The 19,198-nt window shown below is 69.5% G+C and carries 16 protein-coding genes; 12 read left to right on the top strand and 4 right to left on the bottom strand.

Translation table 11 applies throughout. From position 1 onward, the window contains the following. Positions 1-39 precede the first annotated feature (39 nt). Positions 40-1,653 (bottom strand): glycoside hydrolase family 68 protein, encoded by a 1,614-nt coding sequence (locus JNB61_RS18230; RefSeq protein WP_220340559.1) that lies wholly within the window; start codon positions 1,651-1,653, stop codon positions 40-42. Between the two features lie 196 nt (positions 1,654-1,849). Here JNB61_RS18230 and JNB61_RS18225 point away from each other — a divergent pair, with 196 nt between their 5' ends. The 8 genes from JNB61_RS18225 to JNB61_RS18190 all read left to right on the top strand — a co-directional run bounded on the left by JNB61_RS18225 (position 1,850) and on the right by JNB61_RS18190 (position 11,330). Beyond that, positions 1,850-2,938, top strand: coding sequence for a LacI family DNA-binding transcriptional regulator (locus JNB61_RS18225; RefSeq protein WP_220340558.1), 1,089 nt, complete (start codon positions 1,850-1,852; stop codon positions 2,936-2,938). A 41-nt stretch (positions 2,939-2,979) separates the two neighbouring features. Next, on the top strand, positions 2,980-4,269 hold the full coding sequence (locus JNB61_RS18220; protein WP_220340557.1) for a sugar ABC transporter substrate-binding protein: 1,290 nt from the start codon (positions 2,980-2,982) through the stop codon (positions 4,267-4,269). Between the two features lie 57 nt (positions 4,270-4,326). Beyond that, the gene (locus tag JNB61_RS18215) at positions 4,327-5,268 is read left to right on the top strand and encodes a carbohydrate ABC transporter permease (RefSeq protein WP_159846604.1); all 942 of its coding nucleotides are present in this window, start codon (positions 4,327-4,329) and stop codon (positions 5,266-5,268) included. Position 5,269: 1 nt separating this feature from the next. After that, entirely contained in the window at positions 5,270-6,226 is a 957-nt protein-coding gene (locus JNB61_RS18210) for a carbohydrate ABC transporter permease (RefSeq protein ID WP_220288296.1), read from the top strand. Further along, on the top strand, positions 6,223-7,182 hold the full coding sequence (locus JNB61_RS18205; protein ID WP_223214959.1) for a carbohydrate kinase family protein: 960 nt from the start codon (positions 6,223-6,225) through the stop codon (positions 7,180-7,182). Before JNB61_RS18210 ends, JNB61_RS18205 begins: the two co-directional genes overlap by 4 nt. 90 nt (positions 7,183-7,272) lie before the next feature. After that, positions 7,273-8,238, top strand: coding sequence for a family 43 glycosylhydrolase (locus tag JNB61_RS18200; protein ID WP_220288297.1), 966 nt, complete (start codon positions 7,273-7,275; stop codon positions 8,236-8,238). An 84-nt stretch (positions 8,239-8,322) separates the two neighbouring features. After that, a complete protein-coding gene (locus JNB61_RS18195) occupies positions 8,323-10,338 on the top strand; it encodes a glycoside hydrolase family 32 protein (protein ID WP_220340556.1) in 2,016 nt (671 codons plus the stop codon). Between the two features lie 230 nt (positions 10,339-10,568). After that, positions 10,569-11,330, top strand: a complete 762-nt coding sequence (locus JNB61_RS18190; protein ID WP_308289102.1) for a TetR/AcrR family transcriptional regulator — start codon at positions 10,569-10,571, stop codon at positions 11,328-11,330. Positions 11,331-11,378: 48 nt separating this feature from the next. Here the strand turns inward: JNB61_RS18190 and JNB61_RS18185 are convergent, their stop codons facing one another. From JNB61_RS18185 to JNB61_RS18175, 3 genes are read right to left on the bottom strand one after another with little or no spacing between them, the layout of a single operon-like run. Then, positions 11,379-12,323 carry a Ppx/GppA phosphatase family protein gene (locus JNB61_RS18185; RefSeq protein WP_220288298.1) on the bottom strand — a complete coding sequence of 315 codons (945 nt, stop codon included), beginning with the start codon at positions 12,321-12,323 and terminating at the stop codon, positions 11,379-11,381. Between the two features lie 9 nt (positions 12,324-12,332). Beyond that, on the bottom strand, positions 12,333-13,007 hold the full coding sequence (locus JNB61_RS18180) for a response regulator (protein WP_308289103.1): 675 nt from the start codon (positions 13,005-13,007) through the stop codon (positions 12,333-12,335). Further along, on the bottom strand, positions 13,004-14,623 hold the full coding sequence (locus tag JNB61_RS18175) for an ATP-binding protein (RefSeq protein ID WP_220340584.1): 1,620 nt from the start codon (positions 14,621-14,623) through the stop codon (positions 13,004-13,006). Before JNB61_RS18175 ends, JNB61_RS18180 begins: the two co-directional genes overlap by 4 nt. Positions 14,624-14,813: 190 nt before the next feature. Between JNB61_RS18175 and JNB61_RS18170 the strand changes: the two genes are divergently transcribed. From JNB61_RS18170 to coaA, 4 genes are all read left to right on the top strand, one after another. Continuing rightward, entirely contained in the window at positions 14,814-15,824 is a 1,011-nt protein-coding gene (locus JNB61_RS18170; RefSeq protein WP_220340555.1) for a Bug family tripartite tricarboxylate transporter substrate binding protein, read from the top strand. Beyond that, the gene (locus JNB61_RS18165) at positions 15,821-16,408 is read left to right on the top strand and encodes a tripartite tricarboxylate transporter TctB family protein (protein WP_220340554.1); all 588 of its coding nucleotides are present in this window, start codon (positions 15,821-15,823) and stop codon (positions 16,406-16,408) included. Before JNB61_RS18170 ends, JNB61_RS18165 begins: the two co-directional genes overlap by 4 nt. 16 nt (positions 16,409-16,424) lie before the next feature. Next, complete coding sequence (locus JNB61_RS18160; protein WP_220288301.1) at positions 16,425-18,053, top strand: tripartite tricarboxylate transporter permease; 1,629 nt, start codon at positions 16,425-16,427, stop codon at positions 18,051-18,053. A gap of 141 nt (positions 18,054-18,194) precedes the next feature. Further along, positions 18,195-19,148, top strand: a complete 954-nt coding sequence (gene coaA / locus JNB61_RS18155; RefSeq protein ID WP_159846592.1) for a type I pantothenate kinase — start codon at positions 18,195-18,197, stop codon at positions 19,146-19,148. Positions 19,149-19,198: the final 50 nt, after the last annotated feature.

The raw sequence follows: 19,198 nt of genomic DNA, 5'->3' as shown, positions 1-19,198 counted from the left end.
GGCACGAGGCCGTGCCGAGGCATCCACCGTCCGATCAGGTCACGGCAGCGGGGTGACCTTGCCGCCCGAATTGACGTTGATGTTCGCCGGGATGTCGGCGTAGCCGCCGAGTCCGCCGTCGCCGTACGAGTAGTCGACCGCGGACGACGCGCCGTCGATGTCGATCTTCACGGTCGGGGCGAGCGTGCCGCCGCGGCGGAAGTCACCCTCGGTGCCGACCGTGTCGATGAACGACTGCACCAGTCCGCCGGGCATCACGTAGTGCGAGTACGCCTGGAAGTGCCCGATCGGCTGGTTGTAGTCCGGCGCGAACGGCTGCCCACCCGCGAAGTTCAGGTTCGTCGGGTTGCCCAGGGCCAGGCCCGAACCGGAGTTCATGGGCTGGTAGTCGCTGCGGATGCCGTCGCCGACGAAGCCGTAGACGCCCTCGGGGCCATCGATGCCGTTCGCGAACGTGCCACGGTGGCTGATGGTGAAGAGGTAGTACTTGCCGTCCTTCATGTAGATCTGCGGACGCTCGGTCTGGTCGGTGACGCAGTTGGCCGACAGGATGGGCGGCAGGAACTCCCACTCGGTGAGCTCCTTGTTCTTCGCCTTCGCGAGACCGACGTTGCCGATCTGGTAGGTGGCGCCCGAGGCGTTCACCTGGTCGACCGTCTCGGCGAAGGGGTCGCCCTCGCGGTAGCCGAGGTCCTCTTCGTCGCACTTCGCAGACTCGCGGGGCATGGCGGAGTTGCCCTCGAAGACCATGTAGGTCTCACCGGGGTGGGCCGGGTCCTCGAACGTGAACGGGTCGCGGAAGTTGAAGAACTCGTTCTGGGCACCGGTCTGGTAGTACGTGCCGTCAGCCTGCAGCAGGTCGGTGACCTTGTCGAATCCGGTCAGCTTCACGCCGTCCTTGTTGGCGTGCACCTTGCCGACGCTCAGCGCGATGCGCGGGTCGTAGGGCTTGCGGTTGGTGCCGTCCTCGTTGCGGTAGAACGCGACGTCAGTGAAGAACAGCTTGATCTCGCCGCCCTTCGAGATGCGCGCCGAACCCGACCACTGGGTCTGGTGGCTGTACGACTGGTCGGGGAAGATCTTGCCGGTCACGCCTTCGTCGAAGACGAGGCCGCCGTACGTCCAGCCGCCGTTCTCGGGACGCTCGTCGGCGGGGACGCCGGCGGGGCGATAGAAGTAGCCGATCTTCGCGAACACGTGGCGCTCGTCGAAGACGAGGTTGCGGTCGGCCACGAGCGAGAAGATGATCTCCTGGCCGTTCACGCTGTACTGGTTCGCGTGCTCATCGGTCAGCGGCCACGAGTCCCAGACCCACACCTGCTCGTTGCTCATGTCGGGGAAGTCCTGCGGAACCGCCGGCATGGTGAGCTCGGCCGGCATCGAGTTCTCCTTCGAGCCCGCGGTGGGGTCCGAAAGGCGCTTGAGCTGGCGGGCGTCGGCGCGGGTCCACTTGGCGGTGAAGTCGTCTTCGGGGGCGTACGCCTGCTGCGTGTGCTCGGTCGGCTGGGGGCCGTCCTGCAGGTCGGGAACCGCCGCTGCGACGGGGGCGGCGAGGGCGGCGGCGGGGAGGCCGACGAGGGCGGAGGCGGACACGGCGACCGCCGCAAGCCCCCCTGTCAGGAGACGCCTGACGCGCTTCGGGGGAGTGTTCATGAGTGTTGCTCCTTCGGTGGGGAACGCCGATGCAAATCGATTTGCATGGCATATCCATATAAACATGTCAGCTTCCAACGCGCATGTCGTCCTTTCGGGGGACACGACTTCGCGATCTCGCACTTGACGCCGAACGCGATCGCGGTTCATAATCAGTTCGGTCGATAAATCGATTTATCACAAGGGAGTGTTACAGATGGCACGGGCGCGGATCTCAGACGTTGCGGCGGCAGCCGGCGTCTCGGTGACCACCGTGTCGCTCGTGATGAACGACGTGGAGTCCCGTATCTCCGACGAGACGCGCCGACGCGTGCGCGACGCCGCGCGGGCCGTCGGCTACGCGCCGAGCTCGGTGGCACGCGGGCTGCGCACGCAGCGGACCCGCACCGTCGGACTCATCTCCGACCAGATCGCGACCACCCCCTTCGCCGGGCGCATGCTCGCCGGCGCACAGGATGCGGCCCGCGACAACGGGCACCTCGTCTACCTCCTCGACACCGGCGGAGATGTCGAGATCGAACGCGCGGCGATCGACGCGCTGTCCGCGCAGCAGGTCGACGCGATGATCTACGCCTGCATGTGGCACCGGGTGGTCGACGTCCCGCAGGGCGTGCTGGCCAAGACGGTGCTTCTCGACTGCCGTCCCGCCGGCGGCGGGTACCGCAGCGTCGTGCCTGACGACCGCGCCGGGGGAGCAGCCGCCGTACGCGAGCTGGTCGCCGCCGGCCACCGCCGCATCGCCTACCTCGATACCGACGACCCGCTCCCGATCGCGTCGCGACTGCGCCACGAGGGGTACCTCGAGGCGCTCACCGAGGCCGGCATTCCCGCCGACCCGGCACTGCACGTCACCGCCGAGACGTCCGCCCACGGCGGCCGGGCGGCGGCCGAGCTCCTGCTCGACCTGCCCGAGGAACAGCGGCCCACCGGCATCTTCTGCTTCAACGACCGCATGGCGGCCGGCGTGTACATCGCCGCCCACCGCCGCGGCCTCGACATCCCGCGGGATCTGTCTGTCGTCGGCTACGACGACCAGCAGCTGATCGCCGCGGAACAGGATCCCCCACTCACCACCGTCGCCCTGCCCCATTACGCCATGGGCCGCTGGGCGATGGAGGTCGCGCTCGGCGTCCGCGCAGAAGGGGATGAGGACGCCACGCACCTGATGGAGTGTCCCGTCATCCGACGAGACTCCGTTGGCCCGCCGCCGGCGCAAGTCGCCAAACCGAACCGGCGACGGGCTTCACACACCGAGCGGCCGCTCCAGGCGGCCCCCGACCGGTGACCCACGCGGGCGTGGATCACCAAGAAAAGGAAACCACAACAATGCGCACAAGGACCCCGATCCTCGTGTCCGCGGGCCTGGTCACGGCGATCGCCCTGACCGGATGCGGGCAGGCCGGCCAAGGTGACAGCACCACCGCGGACGGCCGCACCCAGTTGACGATGTGGACCCACTCGGCGGGCAACCCGGCCGAGCTCGAGGTCTACGAGCAGATCATCTCCGACTTCAACGCGTCGCAGGACGACTACGAGGTCGTGCACGAGTCGTTCCCGCAGGGCGCCTACAACGACGCGATCGTCGCGGCCGCAGCCTCCGGTGATCTTCCCTGTCTTCTCGACCTCGACGGCCCGATCATGCCCAACTGGGCCTGGGCCGGCTACCTGCAGCCGCTCGGCATCTCCACCGACATCACCGACGCCCTCCTTCCCACCGCCGTCGGCGTGTGGGAGGACGAGATCTACTCGGCCGGATACTGGGATGCGGCGCTCAGCATCTTCGCCCGCAAGTCGGTGCTCGAGGCGAACGGCATCCGCATCCCGACGGTCGCCGAGCCGTGGACGAAGGACGAGTTCGCCGACGTTCTGGCCACGCTGAAGTCCGCCGGTTACGACACGCCGATCGACATCGGCGCCGAGGACAAGGGCGAGTGGTGGCCCTACGCCTACTCGCCGTTCCTGCAGAGCTTCGGCGGCGACCTGATCGACCGTTCCACGATGCTCACGGCCGACGGCGCCCTGAACGGCCCCGACGCGGTCGCGTGGGGCGAGTGGTTCCAGGGCCTCTTCGCCGACGGCTACGCGAACAACAGCGGCACGATCGGCAACCAGGAGTTCATCGACGACGAGGTGGCGCTCAGCTACACCGGCGTCTGGAACGCTGTGACCGCGCTCGACGAGGTGGGCGACGACCTGCTGATCCTGCCCCCGCCGGACCTGGGCAACGGCCCGAAGATCGGCGGCGGCTCGTGGCAGTGGGGGATCTCCTCGTCGTGCAACGACGCGGACGGTGCCCGCGCCTACCTCGAGTTCAGCTTCCAGGACAAGTACCTCACCGAGTTCGCCGACAAGCAGGTCGTGATCCCCGCAACGGAGGCCGCGGCCGAGGCGTCGAAGTACTTCGGCCAGGACGGCGCCCTGCGTCCGTTCGTCGAGTTCTCGCAGGAGTACGCGGTGCTGCGCCCCGAGACGCCCGCGTACGCGGTCATCTCGACGACGTTCGAGACGGCGGCGAAAGACATCATGAACGGCGCCGACGTGCAGCAGACGCTCGATCAGGCGGTGTCGGAGATTGACGCCAACATCGAGTCGAACGACGGCTACGGCTTCCAGTGATCCATCGCGCCGGCGAGGGCACACGCCCTCGCCGGCGCACTCCCCGAGAGATCTGTCATGACTGTCACTCCTCCGACGGTCGCCGCCGAAGAGCCTCGGCGCGCCTACCGTCGCTTCCGCTCCATCAAGGGCCGCGAGACGTGGGCCGGCCTGGGGATGATCGCCCCCGCGGGCATCCTCCTCGTGCTGTTCCTCATCATCCCGGTGATCCTCGCGTTCACGCTGTCGTTCACGAACGCGCGGCTCATCTCGCCGAACCCGCCGCGCTTCGTCGGCTTCGACAACTTCATCCGGGCCTTCACCGCCGACCCGGTCTTCCTGCAGTCGGTCGGGAACACCGCCGTCTTCGCTCTCGTGGTCGTGCCGGTGCAGGCGGGTATCGGGCTGCTGCTGGCCGTGCTCGTCAACCGCCGGATGCGCGGCATCACGGCCTTCCGCGTGATCTTCTTCATCCCGGTCGTGACCTCGATCGTCGTGGTCTCGATCCTGTGGAAGTTCATGTATCAGAACGACGGCCTCATCAACTCGATGATCGACACCCTCACCTTCGGAGCATGGCAGGGCGCCGACTGGCTCAACGACCCGAACACGGCGCTCGGCGCGATCATCGTGATGTCGATCTGGCAGGCCGTCGGCTTCCACATGATCATCTGGCTCGCGGGGCTCCAGACGATCCCCGAGGAGCTCTACGAGGCCGCGAAGATGGACGGCGCGAGCCCGTGGCGTCAGTTCACGAGCGTGACCTGGCCGGGCCTTCGGCCCACCATGGTCTTCGTCCTCGTCACCATCACCATCGCCGCGCTCGGACTGTTCGTGCAGATCAGCGTCATGACCCAGGGCGGACCGGTGAACTCGACCTCCACCATCGTCTTCCACGCCGTGCGCAAGGGGTATGCGCAGCAGGAGATCGGCTACGCCGCGGCGATCTCCCTGATCTTCTTCGTCGCGGTCCTCGTCATCGCGCTCATCCAGCGCCGGCTCACACGAGAGAAGGACTGACGTGACCGCCACCAGAACCCTCACCACGGCACCGAGCGAATCCCGCCGCGCGGCGCCCTCACTGCCTCCTGCGCGCAGTGCCCGCGCCCAGCGCCGCTGGGGCCGCGTCTTCCTCTACCTCGCCCTGTCGCTGTTCGGGATCGTCTTCCTGTTCCCGCTGGTCTTCATGTTCGTGTCGAGCCTCAAGCCCGACAGCCAGATCCTGCAGGACATCGACTCCGCCGCGGCGTTCCTCCCCGTCGGCGACATCAGCCTCGACAACTACTTCGGGGTGTTCGACCGCGTGCCTGTCGCGCAGTTCATGTTCAACTCCGTGCTCGTGACGGTGCTCACCGTCGGGCTCGGGCTGATCGTGAACTCGATGGCGGGCTTCGCCCTCTCGCGTCTCGCATGGAAGGGCCGCATCATCGTGCTCGCGATCATCATCGCGACCCTGATCGTGCCCTTCGAGACGATCGCGGTGCCGATGGTGTACTGGGTCGCGCAGCTGCCGACGCTGGTGATGGAAGGCGGCGTGCTGAAGTACGACTTCGGCTGGCTCAACACCTACCAGGTGCAGATCGTGCCGTTCATCGCGAACGCGTTCTCGATCTTCCTCTTCACGCAGTACTTCTCCACGATCCCCAAGTCGCTCGACGAGGCCGCCCGCATCGACGGGGCGAGCTGGTTCACGATCTACCGGCGCATCCTCGTGCCGCTCTCGGGCCCCGCCTTCGCGACCGTGGCGATCCTCACCTTCCTGCCGGCGTGGAACCAGTACCTCTGGCCGCTCATGGTCGTGCAGAAGGAGGAGCTGCGCCCGGTCATGGTGGGTGTGCAGTACTTCTTCCAGCTGAACACCGCGTGGGGCGAGGTGATGGCCTACACCTCTCTCATCACGATCCCGGTGCTCATCGTCTTCCTGATCTTCCAACGGGCGTTCGTCAGCAGCATCGCCGCGAGCGGGGTGAAGGGATGAGCGAACGGATGCTGCGCCTCGTCGTCGTGGGAGAGTCCCTCGTCGACATCGTCCACCGTGCGGACGGCGTCGTCGAGGAGACTCCCGGCGGCAGTCCGGCGAACACCGCCCTGACGTTGGGGAGGCTCGGTCGGCACCCGACGCTGATCACCCGCCTGGCCGGGGACGACCGGGGCGGCCGTGTGCGACGGTGGCTCGAGGAGTCCGGCGTCGAGGTGGTGGCCGTCGCGTCGCCACGCACGTCGACGGCCGCCGCCCACCTGGATGCGAGCGGCGCCGCGTCGTACGAGTTCGATCTCGAATGGGACCTCGGAGAAGGCATCGCCCGCCTCGAGCGCCTCGTGAGCGGCGCCGACGTCGTGCACATCGGCTCGGTCGGTGCGGTGCTCGAACCGGGCGCGGCCGACGTCGCGCATCTCGTGCGATCCGTGCGCGGGCGCGCGATCGTGACGTACGACCCCAACATCCGGCCGTCGCTCGTGGATGACCCGGACCGTGTCCGGCGACGCATCGCCGAGCTGGTCGAGCTCGCCGACGTGGTGAAGGCGAGCGACGAAGACCTCCGGTGGCTGCACCCGGGGCGCGATGTCGTAGAGACGGCCCGGGAGTGGGCCACGCGCGGGCCTCGGCTCGTCGTGGTCACCCTCGGTTCGGACGGTGCGATCGGCGTGACCGCCGACGGCGAGGTCGCCGTGCCAGCCGTCGTGGTCGACGTGGTCGACACGGTCGGCGCCGGCGACACGTTCATGGGGGTGCTCATCGACAGCATCGTCGGCAGCGACGGACTGCGGGCGTGGCTCGAGGGGTCGGGGCGCAGCATCCGTTCCTCCGATATCGAAGCGCTCCTCGAGCGATCGGCGCTCGCCGCGGCGATCACCGTGTCGCGGCCCGGCGCCGATCCGCCGCGTCGTGTCGAGCTCGCCGCACCGCCGGTGACGCACGCCGCCGCCTGGTAGCCACCGCAGCTCAGATCCGCACCCTCCGCCCGCCGGGCGAAGGGGCACACCTCGCGCGATCCACCGCGCTCGACCCTTGAAGGAACTCTCGTGTTCGACCTCCCCGACTCCTGGGTATGGGACTACTGGTTCGCCGACGACGGCGAGCGCTACCACCTCTTCTTCCTCTACGCCTCGCGTGCCCTGCACGATCCCGAAGCGCGCCACTACCGAGCCTCCGTCGGGCACGCGGTCTCGACCGACCTCGTCGAGTGGACGCAGGTCGCCGATGCGCTGGTGCGCAGCGACGCCCCCGCCTTCGACGAGCTCGCCACGTGGACCGGGTCGGTGGTGCGCCACCCGGACGGGACGTGGTTCATGTTCTACACCGGCGCGACGCTCGCCGCCGACGGGAAGAACGTCCAGCGGATCGGCTACGCCACCTCGACGGATCTGTTCACATGGACGAAGGCGGGCGCGCCGGTGCTCGAAGCCACTGGGCCCTGGTACGAGAAGCTCTCGAGCGGTGCATGGCACGACGAGGCGTTCCGCGACCCGTGGGTGTTCGCCGACCCGGACGGGAACGGCTGGCACATGCTCATCACCGCCCGGGCGCCGGAGGGCCCGGTCGACGGCCGGGGCGTCGTCGGTCACGCCTGGTCGGCCGACCTGCGCACCTGGGAGCTGCGAGAACCGCTCAGTGCGCCGACCGCCGACGGGTTCGGGCAGCTGGAGGTGCTGCAGGCCGAGATCGTCGACGGGCGCCCGGTGCTCCTCTTCTCCTGCCTCAAGGAGCAGAGCACCGCATCCCGGCGCGCCGCGGCCGCCGGTACGTGGGCCGTGCCGGCGGAGAGCCTCCTCGGACCGTTCGACATCGACACCGCGTACCCGCTGACCGACGAGCGCCTCTACGTCGGGCGCCTGCTGCAGCGCAGGTCGGACGGCGAGTGGCTGCTCTTCGCCTTCCGCAACATCGGCGAGGACGGCCGGTTCCAGGGCGGTGTCACCGATCCGATGCCGGTGCGGTGGGAAGGCGATCGGCTCGTCCGCCGTGAGAGGGTCGGCGCCTCCGCCTGATCCTCGAGGCCGGGGCTTCGCGGACGAGCCCCGGCCTCCTCCCGCTTCGGCGTGCCAGGTCCGCGCGAAAGAAGGATGACGACGATGTCAGTTTCGAAGCGACGCCCTGCGCGTCTGACGGCGGTGGCGCTTGTGATCGCGGTGGGGGTCGGGACAGGTGCGGCGGTGGGCGTCGGGGATGACCCGGCGGCCGCCGATTCCGCCGACGATTACCGGGCCCAATACCACTTCACGGTGCCCGACCATTGGAAGAACAACCCGCAGCGGCCCATCTTCGTGGACGGCAAGTTCCACTACTACTACCTCTACAACAGCGACTACAACGCGGACCCGACGGCGAACTTCGGCACCGAGTGGCGGCTCGCGACCTCGTACGACGGCGTCGTGTTCGCCGATCAGGGGATCGCCGCGCCGAAGAAGACCAATGCGAACTACGACCTCTGGTCGGGGTCGACCGTGGTCGATGAGGCGAACACCGCGGGCTTCGGTGCCGGCGCCGTGGTGATGCTCGTCACGCAGATGGACCATCCCACGCTCGCCCAGCAGGCGAACGCCTCCGGCCCGCAGGCGCAGTTCCTGTGGTACTCGACCGACGGTGGCCGCAACTTCCGTCCCTACGGCGACCAGCCGGTGATCGAGAACGGCGGCCGCGCGGATTTCCGCGATCCGAAAGTCGTATGGGATGCCGAGCGCGGCCGATGGGTGGCACTGATCGCGGAGCGCGACCGCGTGAGCTTCTACACCTCGCCCGACCTGAAGACGTGGACGCGCACCTGGGAGTACGTGAACGCCGGCATCGGCACGATCGAGTGCCCTGACCTGTTCCGGATCCGTGCCGACGACGGCACCACGAAGTGGGTGTTCGGCGTCAGCGCGAACGGCTACGCGACCGGGGAGCCCGCGACCTTCGCGTATTGGACGGGCGCGTTCGACGGCACGTCGTTCACGTTCGACCAGAGCGCCCCGCAGTGGCTCGACCACGGGTTCGACTGGTACGGCGCGGTGACGTGGGAGGATCCCGCCGCGCCGTTGGACCGCCGCTACGCCGTGGGCTGGATGAACAACTGGGACTACGCGCACTCGACCCCCACATGGCCGGCCGACGGCTTCAACGGCACGGACTCGATCACCCGCGAGATCCGTCTCAAGAGATATGGCGCGACGTACGGCCTGGTGTCGCAGCCGGTGGCGGCCCTCGCCGACATCGCGACGGCGCGGACAGAGCTCGGCGACGTGGCCGTGGACGGAGTCCTGCCGCTCGCCTACGAGGGCGACGCATACCAGGTCGAGGCGGACGTGACATGGGAGGCCGCTACCAACATCGGGCTGCAGCTGCGACGCTCCGCTGACGGGACACGTCACGCCGACGTCGGCGTGACCGGCACGTACGCCTACCTGAACCGCGGTCAGACCGGCTACCCGGCCGGCACCTGGAAGACCGAGAGCCGCACGCCCTTCGACGGCGGTGCCGACACGGTGCATCTGCGCATCCTCGTCGACCGCACCACGGTCGAGGTGTTCGTCGACGACGGGAAATTCGTCCACTCGAGCCAGGTCTTCGCGCCCCCCGGTGACCAGGGCGTCGCTCTGTACTCCTCGGGCGGCCCGGCTGTGTTCCACGATCTCACGATCACCGAGTTCGGCAGCGTCGTGCAGCGGCCCGCGCGCGTGATCGCGGACTTCGAGGGCGACTCGTGGGGGCAGGGCTGGACCGCGACAGGCAGCTTCATCGGCGGGGGACCGACCGCGACCGACCTGCCCGGACAGGTGGGCGCGCGACTCGCCGACACGTTCGTGGGCGGGGGAGACCCGGCCACGGGCACGATCACCTCACCGTCGTTCACGATCGACAGGAACTTCCTCCACTTCCTCATCGGCGGCGGCGATCACCCGCTCGGCGCGGAACCCGCCACCTCGGTGCAGCTGCTCGTCGACGGGCAGCCGGTCCGCACCACGACCGGCGCGGACTCGGCGGATCTGCGCCACCTGCAGTGGGATCTGCGCGACCTCGCCGGACGCACGGCGCAGTTCCAGATCCTCGATGACGCGACCGGACAATGGGGCCACCTCATGGTCGATCAGGTCGTGCTTTCGGATTGACGTGGGCCGCATGACGGACGACTCTCACCCGGACTTGAGATATGAGACTTCGAGTCTCTAGGGTGGAATGCGTGCACGAGTCGGGGGGCTTGTGCACAACGATCTTGCCGGCGGCCCCATGCCGTCGCGTTCGATCTGGTCGGTGCCGGGTTCTGGGGACCCGGCACCGCGAGTTTCTGCCGGGGGCGAGGGGGCCTACCGGACAGCGCGCAGGGGGCGATAATCAAGGGGTGGAGCAACCCGAATCCCGATCGCGGCGGCCCGCGGCACAAACCCGCGCGCTCATGCTCGCGGTCGCCGTCGAGCGCGTCAAAGAAGAGGGTCTGCTGCTCGACTACGCCAACATCGAGCTCGAGGATCTGATCCGCACCGCCGGAGTGCCGCGCTCGACCGTGTTCCGCATCTGGCCCGACCGCGTGGCCTTCGTCGCCGACCTCGTGCGCACACTGTTCGAAGCCGACCCGGGCTTCGACAGCGGGTTCGACGGCGAGACGCTCCAGCACCTGGAGCAGGCGGTGGCCGGCGACCCGCAGGCGATGAGCACTCCGGAGGGGCGGCAGATGGCGCTCCGCGAGGCGCTCCGCGTCACCGTGGCGCACAACATGACCGCCGTCGAGCACACCGTGGCGTTCCGGGCCTACCGGGCGATGTCGGCCGCGCTCTCCAGCGGCGATGCCGTGCCCGGCGGCGAGGAGGTGCGTGCGCTGCTGTCGGAGATCGAGGACCGGTACCTGAGCCGCATGGCCGAGACGTACCGGGCGCTCAACGGAGCGTTCGGGCTGCGCATGCGAGAGGGCGTGGACGAGCGTGACCTTGCCGTGGCCATCATGGCGATGGTCGACGGCATGAGCGACCACCGTCGCATCAACCCGGCGATGGTCGACGCGCCCCGCGTCGCCGCCCTCGGTCCGGAAGGACCCCGCGAGTGGCATCTCGCCGGGATCGCGGTCTACGGCATCTACACCGCGTACACCGAGGCGATCGACACGTGACGCCGCCGAGGCGATCGAGGCGCGGCGCTCGCCGAAGCGCGGCCGGGGTCAGGCGCTCGGCGCGCTCCAGCTGAGCGACTCGATGTAGCGCAGCAGCACCCCTTCGCGCAGGGCCCACGGCGAGACCTCGAGCTCGTCCACGTCCATCGCGCGCATCGCCTCGTGCAGCACGACGGCGCCGGCGACGATCTGGAACGTGCGGTCGGGAGTGATGCCGGGCAGCTCCTGCCGCGCCGACGCGGGAATGCGGGCCAGGCGCGGGATCCACGAGCCGAGGGAGGCGCGGGGAAGCAGCATCCGTTCGATCCCCGACCAACCCGGAACCGGATAGCCGACCAGCTTCGCGAGCGACCGGATCGCCTTCGACGAGCCGACGACGTGGTCGGGCGACGGCAGCTTGCCGAACGACTTGGCGACCGGGGCGAGGGTCTTGCGCGCGTGGTCGCGCAGCTTCTCGACCGCCGCTTCACCGGGCGGGTCGTCGGGAAGGAACTGCACCGTCATGCGCCCCGCGCCGAGGGGGACGGATGCTGCCTGCTCGGGCAGTTCGTCGGCTCCGGCCGCGATCTCGAGCGACCCGCCCCCGATGTCGAAGAGCAGGATCTGCCCCGCCGCCCACCCGAACCAGCGACGCACAGCGAGAAACGTGTACCGCGCCTCGGTCTCGCCGCCCAGCACCTGGAGCGGCTGCCCGAGCGCCTCCTCGATGAGCGCGATGACTTCGGGACCGTTCTTCGCCTCGCGCACGGCGCTCGTGGCCGTCGCGAGGAGCTCGTCGACCCGCTCGGACGCCGCGATCTTGCGCGCCTCCGCCACCGCGGCGACGAGCGCCGTGACGCCCTCCTCGGTGATCGAGCCGTCGGGCGCGAGGTAGCGCATGAGGCGCAGCACCGTGCGCTGGCTCGTCGTGGCGAGAGGCCGGCCGCCGGGACGGACGTCGGCGACCAGCAGGTGGACGGTGTTCGAGCCGATGTCGAGAACTCCGAGGCGCACGGGTTCAGGTTAGCGGGGCGCGTAGAGGGTGCTCGGGCGGCCCGCCGTCGCATAGTCCAGCCGCCGGGCGGCGGCGCCCGTCTGCGCGAGGTGCTCCAGATACCGGCGACTGGTGACGCGCGAGATGCCGACCGCCGCGGCGATGTCGGCGGCCGACGACCAGGGCGCGGACGAGAGGGCGTCCCGCACCGCGGCGAGGGTCTCGACGCTCAGGCCCTTGGGGAGGACCGTCGAGGCCGGCCCGCCGCCGATGAGCGAGTCGATGTCGTCCTGATCGAGGGCGGTGGCCGGGGCGGTCGCCGCCGCGAAGTCCCTCACGACGTCGTCGATGCGCGTGTAGAGGTCTTGCGCGGAGAACGGCTTCACGAGGTAGTGGCGAACGCCGGCGAGGCGCGCGACCCGCACGCTGTCGAAGTCCCTCGCGGCGGTCACGGCGATGAACTCGGGCTGATGACCGCTTCCGGCGCGCACGGCCCGCAGGACGTCCAGCCCGGAGCAGCCGGGCAGGTGCAGGTCGAGGAGCACGAGGTCGGGCTCCAGTTCCTGCACGGTGGCGATGGCCTCGGGGCCGGTGCTCGCGACGGCGACCACCTCGCACCCGTCGTAAGCCGACACGAATCGGGTGTGCAGCCGGGCGACGGCCGGCTCGTCGTCGACGACGACCACTCTCATCGCCGCGCTCACGCCGGCACCGCCTCGTGTGCGCTCGTCGTGGGGGAGGGGGCATCGATCGGCAGGCGCACGACGAAGCGCGCGCCGCCGAGCGGCGAATCCGTGACGGAGACGTCGCCGCGCCGGCGTCGCACCACGCGGCGCACGAGTGCGAGCCCGATTCCGCGGCGATGAGGACCCCGCGCGCCGGCCGGTGCCTTCGAGCTCACGCCCTCCACGAAGATGCGGGCGCGCTCATCCTCGGGAACCCCCGGGCCGCTGTCGTCGACGGCGACCACGATCATGCCGTCGTCCATCCGCGCGCACACCTCGACGCGGTCGCCGAGGCCGCAGGCCTCGACGGCGTTGTCCACGAGGTTGCCGACGATCGTGACGAGGTCGTGGCCGACGTCCTCCGAGAGGCGCGGGACATCGTCGGCGTCTCCGGGGCGCCGCCGCACCTCGAGCGTGATGCCGACCTCGCGTGCCTGGGCGGTCTTCACCGCGAGCAGGGCCGACAACTCGAACTGGCCGAGGACGGGCCTCGTCTCTCCGTCGCCCATGGCGCCGCCGGGGCTGGATCCGGCGATGAACTCGCGGGCGTCATCGACGAGTCCGAGCTCCAGCAGACCCGACAGCACGTGCATGGTGTTGGCGAACTCGTGCGCCTGCGCCCGCAGCCCGTCGGTCAGCGACTGCGCGCCGTCCATCTCGCGCAGCGCCTGATGCAGTTCCGTGTGGTCGCGCAGCAGGAGCGTCGCGGCCGTCGCCTCGCCATCGACGACGGTGCCGGTGCTGCGCGCGATCAGCACCCGTTCGCCCACGAGCACGAGGGCGCCGTCGGGTTCGCCGCGCCGCAGAACGTCGGCGACGGCGGGCTCCAGTGCCTCGTCGGCGGTGCGGCCGACCAGGTCGTCGTCACCGAGCAGTCGCGCGGCCGCGTCGTTGGCTGTCGTGATCACGCCGTGCTCATCCACGGTGATGATGCCCTCGCCGATGCGGTGCAGCACCGTCTCGCGCTGTTCGACCAGTGTCGCGATCTCGCCCGGCTCCAGCCGGAAGATGCGCTTTCGCACCACCGAGGTCACCCACGCCGCACCGAACACGCCGATCACCGCCGAGGCGCCCATCGCCACGAGCAGCCACGGCACCTGCGAGAGGAACTGGGCGCTGATCTCGGATTCCAGGATGCCGACCGACACGGTTCCCACGACATCGCCGCCGTCGACGTCCGCGAAGATCGGCACCTTCACCCGCCACGAGACACCGAGGGTGCCCTCCTGCGTGCCCACGAAGGTCTCGCCCGACAAGGGGACCGACGGATCGGTCGACACCGGTTCGCCGATCCGATCCGGATCCGGGTGCGACAAGCGGATCCCATCGGCATCCGTCACCACGACGTAGGTGACATCGGACGCCTGACGGATGAGCTCGGCGACCGGTTGAATCACCGCCGCGGGGTCTGCGTCGTCGAGAGCGTCAAGGATCACCTGCTGCCGCGCGACCGACTGCGCGACCGCGATCATGCGGTCCTGGTACGAGGTGCGGATCGCGCGCTCCTGGAGCGTCACCGCGATGACGCCGGTGATCAAGGTCGCCAGGCACACGATGACCGCCTGCAGAAGCAGGAGCTGCACCTTGAGCGACATCGGCGTCACGGGGCCAGTGTAGGTCGGGCGTCCGGGTGGGGGCAGGGCCGCGGCATCCGTCGCCCGCGACCAATAGTTACCGAACCTCCGCATTACTTACGCAACCTCGATCTCCCCGCCCGACGCTTCTAACGTCGGGGCCACACAGCTCGGGGCGGCGTCGCCCCGTACGCACTCGAGGAGGAGTGGAATGCGCAGATTCGCGATCCCCACGGTCATCGCCGCGGGAGTCCTCGCACTGGCCGGCTGCTCGGCGTCCGGAACGGACGCCGGCGACGGCGGCGGCGAGGAGGAAGCCGCCGCCATCGAAGAGGTCGGCATCCTGGTGCCGGCCGACCCCGGCGGAGGATGGGACCAGACCGGCCGCGCCATGAGCGGCGTCCTGGTGGACGAGGAGCTCGTCTCCGCCGCACCCGTCACCAACGAGGGAGGCGCCGGCGGAACGGTCGGCCTCGCGTCGTTCGCCAACGAGCGCGACCCCTACTCGCTCATGGTCACGGGTCTGGTGATGGTCGGCGCCGTCGAGACGAACGCGTCGGCGACGCGCATCGAGGACACGACCCCCATCGCCCGCCTCACCGACGAGCCGCTCGTCGTGGTCGTGCCGGCCGACTCGCCCTACGACACGCTCGAAGACCTGGTCGACGACATTGCCGAGAACGGACAGGACGTGGTGGTCACCGGCGGCTCCGCGGGCGGTGCCGACCACATCCTCGCGGGCCTCCTCCTCACCGAGGCGGGCCTGGACTCCGACGAGATCATCGAGAAGCTCAACTACGTGCCCAACGCCGGTGGCGGTGAGGCCGTGACGATGCTGCTCGGCGGCAACGCGGATGCCGGCATCTCGGGCGTCGGCGAGTTCGCCGAGTTCGTCGAGGACGGCTCGATGCGCGCCCTCGGCGTGAGCTCCGAGGAGCCGGCCGCGCTGCTGCCTGATGTCCCCACCCTCGTCGACGAGGGTTACGACGTCGTGCTGACGAACTGGCGGGGCGTGCTCGCGCCGGGAGACATCACGGATGCCGAGGCTCAGGCGCTCACCGATCTCATGACCGAGATGCACGACAGCGGCGAGTGGACCGCGGTCCTCGAGGAGAACGGCTGGACCGACGCGTTCCTCGTCGGCGAGGAGTTCGACGCCTTCCTCGACGAGAACGTCGCTTCGGTCTCCGACACGCTGAAGAGCATCGGGCTCGTGGAATGAGCACCTCGGCCTCGAGCGGGCTCCCTTCCGGATCGGAAGGGGGCCCGCCCCCGATCACCAAGCCGTCGCTCGCTGTCACGACCCGGTCGCGTTCGTCGCGGCGCGTGGGCGAGCTCGTCTTCGCCCTCCTCGTGATCGGGCTCGGCGTGTTCGCGCTCGTCGGCGCCTTCATGATCCGCGTGCCCGCCGGGGCCCGGGTCGGGCCGACGGTCTTCCCGATCTTCGTCTCGCTGATTCTCCTGGTGGCCGGCACGGCCGTGCTGGTGAGCGTGCTTCGCGGACACCTGGGCACACCGGAGGAGTCGGAGGACACCGACCCGAACGCGCGCACGGACTGGCGGACGCTGGCGATCATCGCCGCGCTGGTCGTGGCCCAGCTCCTGCTGCTCGAGTACATCGGCTGGACGCTGTCGGCGACCCTCCTCTTCGGTGGCGTCGCGTGGGCACTCGGCGCGAAACGGTGGTGGCTCGGATTCGTGATCGGATTCGTCCTCGGCCTCGCCGTGCAGATCCTCTTCGGGGAGCTGCTCGGACTCTCTCTGCCGCTCGGTCCCGTGCTGAACTGGCTCGGCCCCCTCATCTGAGGCGACGGATACGGACATGGACAACATCTCGCTCCTGCTGGAGGGGTTCGCGACGGCGCTCCAGCCGCAGTACCTCCTCTTCGCCTTCCTCGGCGTGCTCGTCGGTACCGCGGTGGGCGTGCTCCCCGGTATCGGACCGGCTATGACGGTCGCCCTCCTGCTGCCTCTCACCTACACGCTCGATCCGACGGCCGCCCTCATCACCTTCGCGGGCATCTACTACGGCGGTATGTACGGCGGCTCGACGACCTCGATCCTGCTCAACACACCCGGTGAATCGGCATCCATCATCACCGCCATCGAGGGCAACAAGATGGCGCGGCTCGGACGAGCCGCCACCGCCCTCGCAACCGCCGCGATCGGATCGTTCATCGCCGGCACGATCGCGACCGTCGGGCTGACGCTCCTCGCCCCCGTGCTGGCACAGTTCGCCGTGAGCCTCGGGCCGGCCGACTACGTCGCGCTGATCGTGGTCGCCTTCATCACGGTGGGGGCGCTGCTGGGGTCGTCGGTCGCCCGCGGCATGTCGTCGCTCGGCATCGGCCTGTTCATCGGCCTCATCGGCACCGATCTGCTGTCGGGCCAGGCGCGCTACACCCTCGGTCTCCTGCCCCTCGCCGACGGCATCGACGTCGTGCTCGTCGCGGTCGGGCTCTTCGCCGTCGGAGAGACGCTGTACGTCGCGGCGCGGCTGCGCCACGGCTCCATCCCGGTGACCCCGGTCGGAGGCTCGTGGCGGCACTCCATGAAGCGCGACGACTGGCGCCGATCGTGGGCGCCCTGGCTCCGGGGAACCGCCATCGGCTTCCCGATCGGCACGATCCCCGCCGGCGGCGCCGACGTCGCGACATTCCTCTCGTATGCGACGGAGAAGAAGCTGTCGAAGCACAAGAGCGAGTTCGGCCACGGCGCGATCGAGGGCGTGGCGGGGCCTGAGTCGGCGAACAACGCTGCCGCCGCGGGGGTGCTCGTGCCCCTGCTGACGCTGGGCCTGCCGACGACAGCGACGGCCGCGATCATTCTCACCGCCTTCCAGTCCTACGGCATCCAGCCCGGTCCAAGGCTCTTCGAGAACCAGCCCGAGCTCGTGTGGGCGCTCATCGCGAGCCTCTACATCGGCAATGTGATGCTCATCGTGCTCAACCTGCCGCTCGTCGGCATGTGGGCGAAGGTGCTGCGCATCCCACGCCCGTACCTGTACGCGGGCATCATGACGTTCGCCGCGCTCGGTGCCTACGCCGTGAACTTCCAGACGGTGGATGTCTTCATCCTCCTGGTGATCGGCGTGCTCGGCTTCTTCATGCGACGGTACGGATACCCCGTCGCGCCCCTCGTGGTCGGCATGATCCTCGGCCCGATGGGCGAGGAGTATCTCCGCAAGGCGCTGCAGCAGAGCCAGGGGGACGTCGTGTCGCTGTTCCTCCACCCCTTCGCCGCGGTCGCCTACGGCGTGCTGGCCGTGCTGATCATCGGCGGCCTGTGGCTCAAGCGCCGTCGGCGGCGGTACGAGGCGGCGCTGGAGCAGGCGCTCACGTCGGAGATCGCGGTGCAGGCCGCGGCCGAGACGGCGGGACTCGTGCCCGGCAGCGCCGCCGCGCACGAACTCGACCATCGCGATGACGCGGACGGTCCGACGCGACGATGACTCGGCGCGCGGTGGTCACCCCGTTCTGACGCCGCGGCCCCCACCGCAATGCCCCGATCCGTTCTCCCGACGGGTCGGGGCATCGGCTCGCCAGGGCCGGCCGCATCGATCGCTCTCACGGTACCGACTACGATGGGCGCGATGTCCGCCGACGAAGCGACCGCTGTCGCCCCCGCACTCTCGCTGTACCGCGAGATCGACCGCGCCGACTGGGCCCGCCTCGCGTCGGGCATGACGCAGCCGCTCACCGAGACCGAGATCGTGCAGATCCGCGGGCTCGGCGACCGCCTCGACATGGCAGAGGTCGCACAGGTGTACGTGCCGCTGTCGCGCCTGCTGTCGCTGTACGCGGAGTCCACGAAGCGCCTCGGCGAAGAGGAGTCCGCGTTCCTCGGCGAGGCGGACTCCACCACCCCATTCATCGTCGGCGTCGCGGGCTCGGTGGCCGTGGGCAAGTCGACGATCGCGCGCCTGCTGCGCGAGCTCACCTCGCGCTGGCCGGGAACGCCGCGCGTCGAGCTCATCACGACCGACGGCTTCCTCTATCCCAACGCCGAGCTCGAGCGCCGCGGCCTCATGGAGCGCAAGGGCTTCCCCGAGTCGTACGACCGCCGCGCGCTCGTCTCGTTCCTCACCGAGGTCAAGAGCGGGGCGCCCGAGGTGAGGGCGCCGTTCTACTCGCACATGCGGTACGACATCGTGCCCGACGCCGTGGTCACCGTGCGCCGCCCCGACATCGTCATCGTCGAGGGCCTCAACGTGCTGCAGCCGCCGCCCACCCCGAACGACGTCGCCGTCAGCGACCTGTTCGACTTCTCGATCTACGTCGACGCGGATGCTGCGCACATCGCGCAGTGGTACGTCGACCGCTTCCTCGCCCTGCGCCGGGCCGCGTTCAGCAACCCGAGCTCATTCTTCAACGTCTTCGCACAGCTGTCGGACGAGGAGGCGGTGGAGCGCGCCCTCGGGTTCTGGAACTCGATCAACCTCCCGAACCTCGAGGAGAACGTGCTGCCCACCCGCCATCGCGCGAACCTCGTGCTGCAGAAGGCGGCCGACCACACCGTGGAGACGGTGCTGCTGCGCAAGCTCTGACCCGCCGGAGCGGCGCCCTCTTGACAGCGCCGGGGTGCGCGGCCATTTTG

The organism is Microbacterium ureisolvens, from assembly GCF_019511645.1.
Lineage (GTDB): Bacteria > Actinomycetota > Actinomycetes > Actinomycetales > Microbacteriaceae > Microbacterium > Microbacterium ureisolvens_A.
Note: the sequence above shows the minus strand (reverse complement) of the source record. Positions and strands in the feature narration are given on the sequence as shown.

Bases quoted from the DNA above. Each gene is read 5' to 3' on its own strand.
- JNB61_RS18220 (WP_220340557.1), top strand. From the start codon at position 2,980: ATGCGCACAAGGACCCCGATCCTCGTGTCCGCGGGCCTGGTCACGGCG.
- JNB61_RS18225 (WP_220340558.1), top strand. From the start codon at position 1,850: ATGGCACGGGCGCGGATCTCAGACGTTGCGGCGGCAGCCGGCGTCTCG.
- JNB61_RS18205 (WP_223214959.1), top strand. From the start codon at position 6,223: ATGAGCGAACGGATGCTGCGCCTCGTCGTCGTGGGAGAGTCCCTCGTC.
- JNB61_RS18165 (WP_220340554.1), top strand. From the start codon at position 15,821: ATGAGCACCTCGGCCTCGAGCGGGCTCCCTTCCGGATCGGAAGGGGGC.
- JNB61_RS18170 (WP_220340555.1), top strand. From the start codon at position 14,814: ATGCGCAGATTCGCGATCCCCACGGTCATCGCCGCGGGAGTCCTCGCA.
- JNB61_RS18175 (WP_220340584.1), bottom strand. From the start codon at position 14,623: ATGTCGCTCAAGGTGCAGCTCCTGCTTCTGCAGGCGGTCATCGTGTGC.
- JNB61_RS18230 (WP_220340559.1), bottom strand. From the start codon at position 1,653: ATGAACACTCCCCCGAAGCGCGTCAGGCGTCTCCTGACAGGGGGGCTT.
- JNB61_RS18160 (WP_220288301.1), top strand. From the start codon at position 16,425: ATGGACAACATCTCGCTCCTGCTGGAGGGGTTCGCGACGGCGCTCCAG.
- coaA (WP_159846592.1), top strand. From the start codon at position 18,195: ATGTCCGCCGACGAAGCGACCGCTGTCGCCCCCGCACTCTCGCTGTAC.
- JNB61_RS18215 (WP_159846604.1), top strand. From the start codon at position 4,327: ATGACTGTCACTCCTCCGACGGTCGCCGCCGAAGAGCCTCGGCGCGCC.
- JNB61_RS18195 (WP_220340556.1), top strand. From the start codon at position 8,323: ATGTCAGTTTCGAAGCGACGCCCTGCGCGTCTGACGGCGGTGGCGCTT.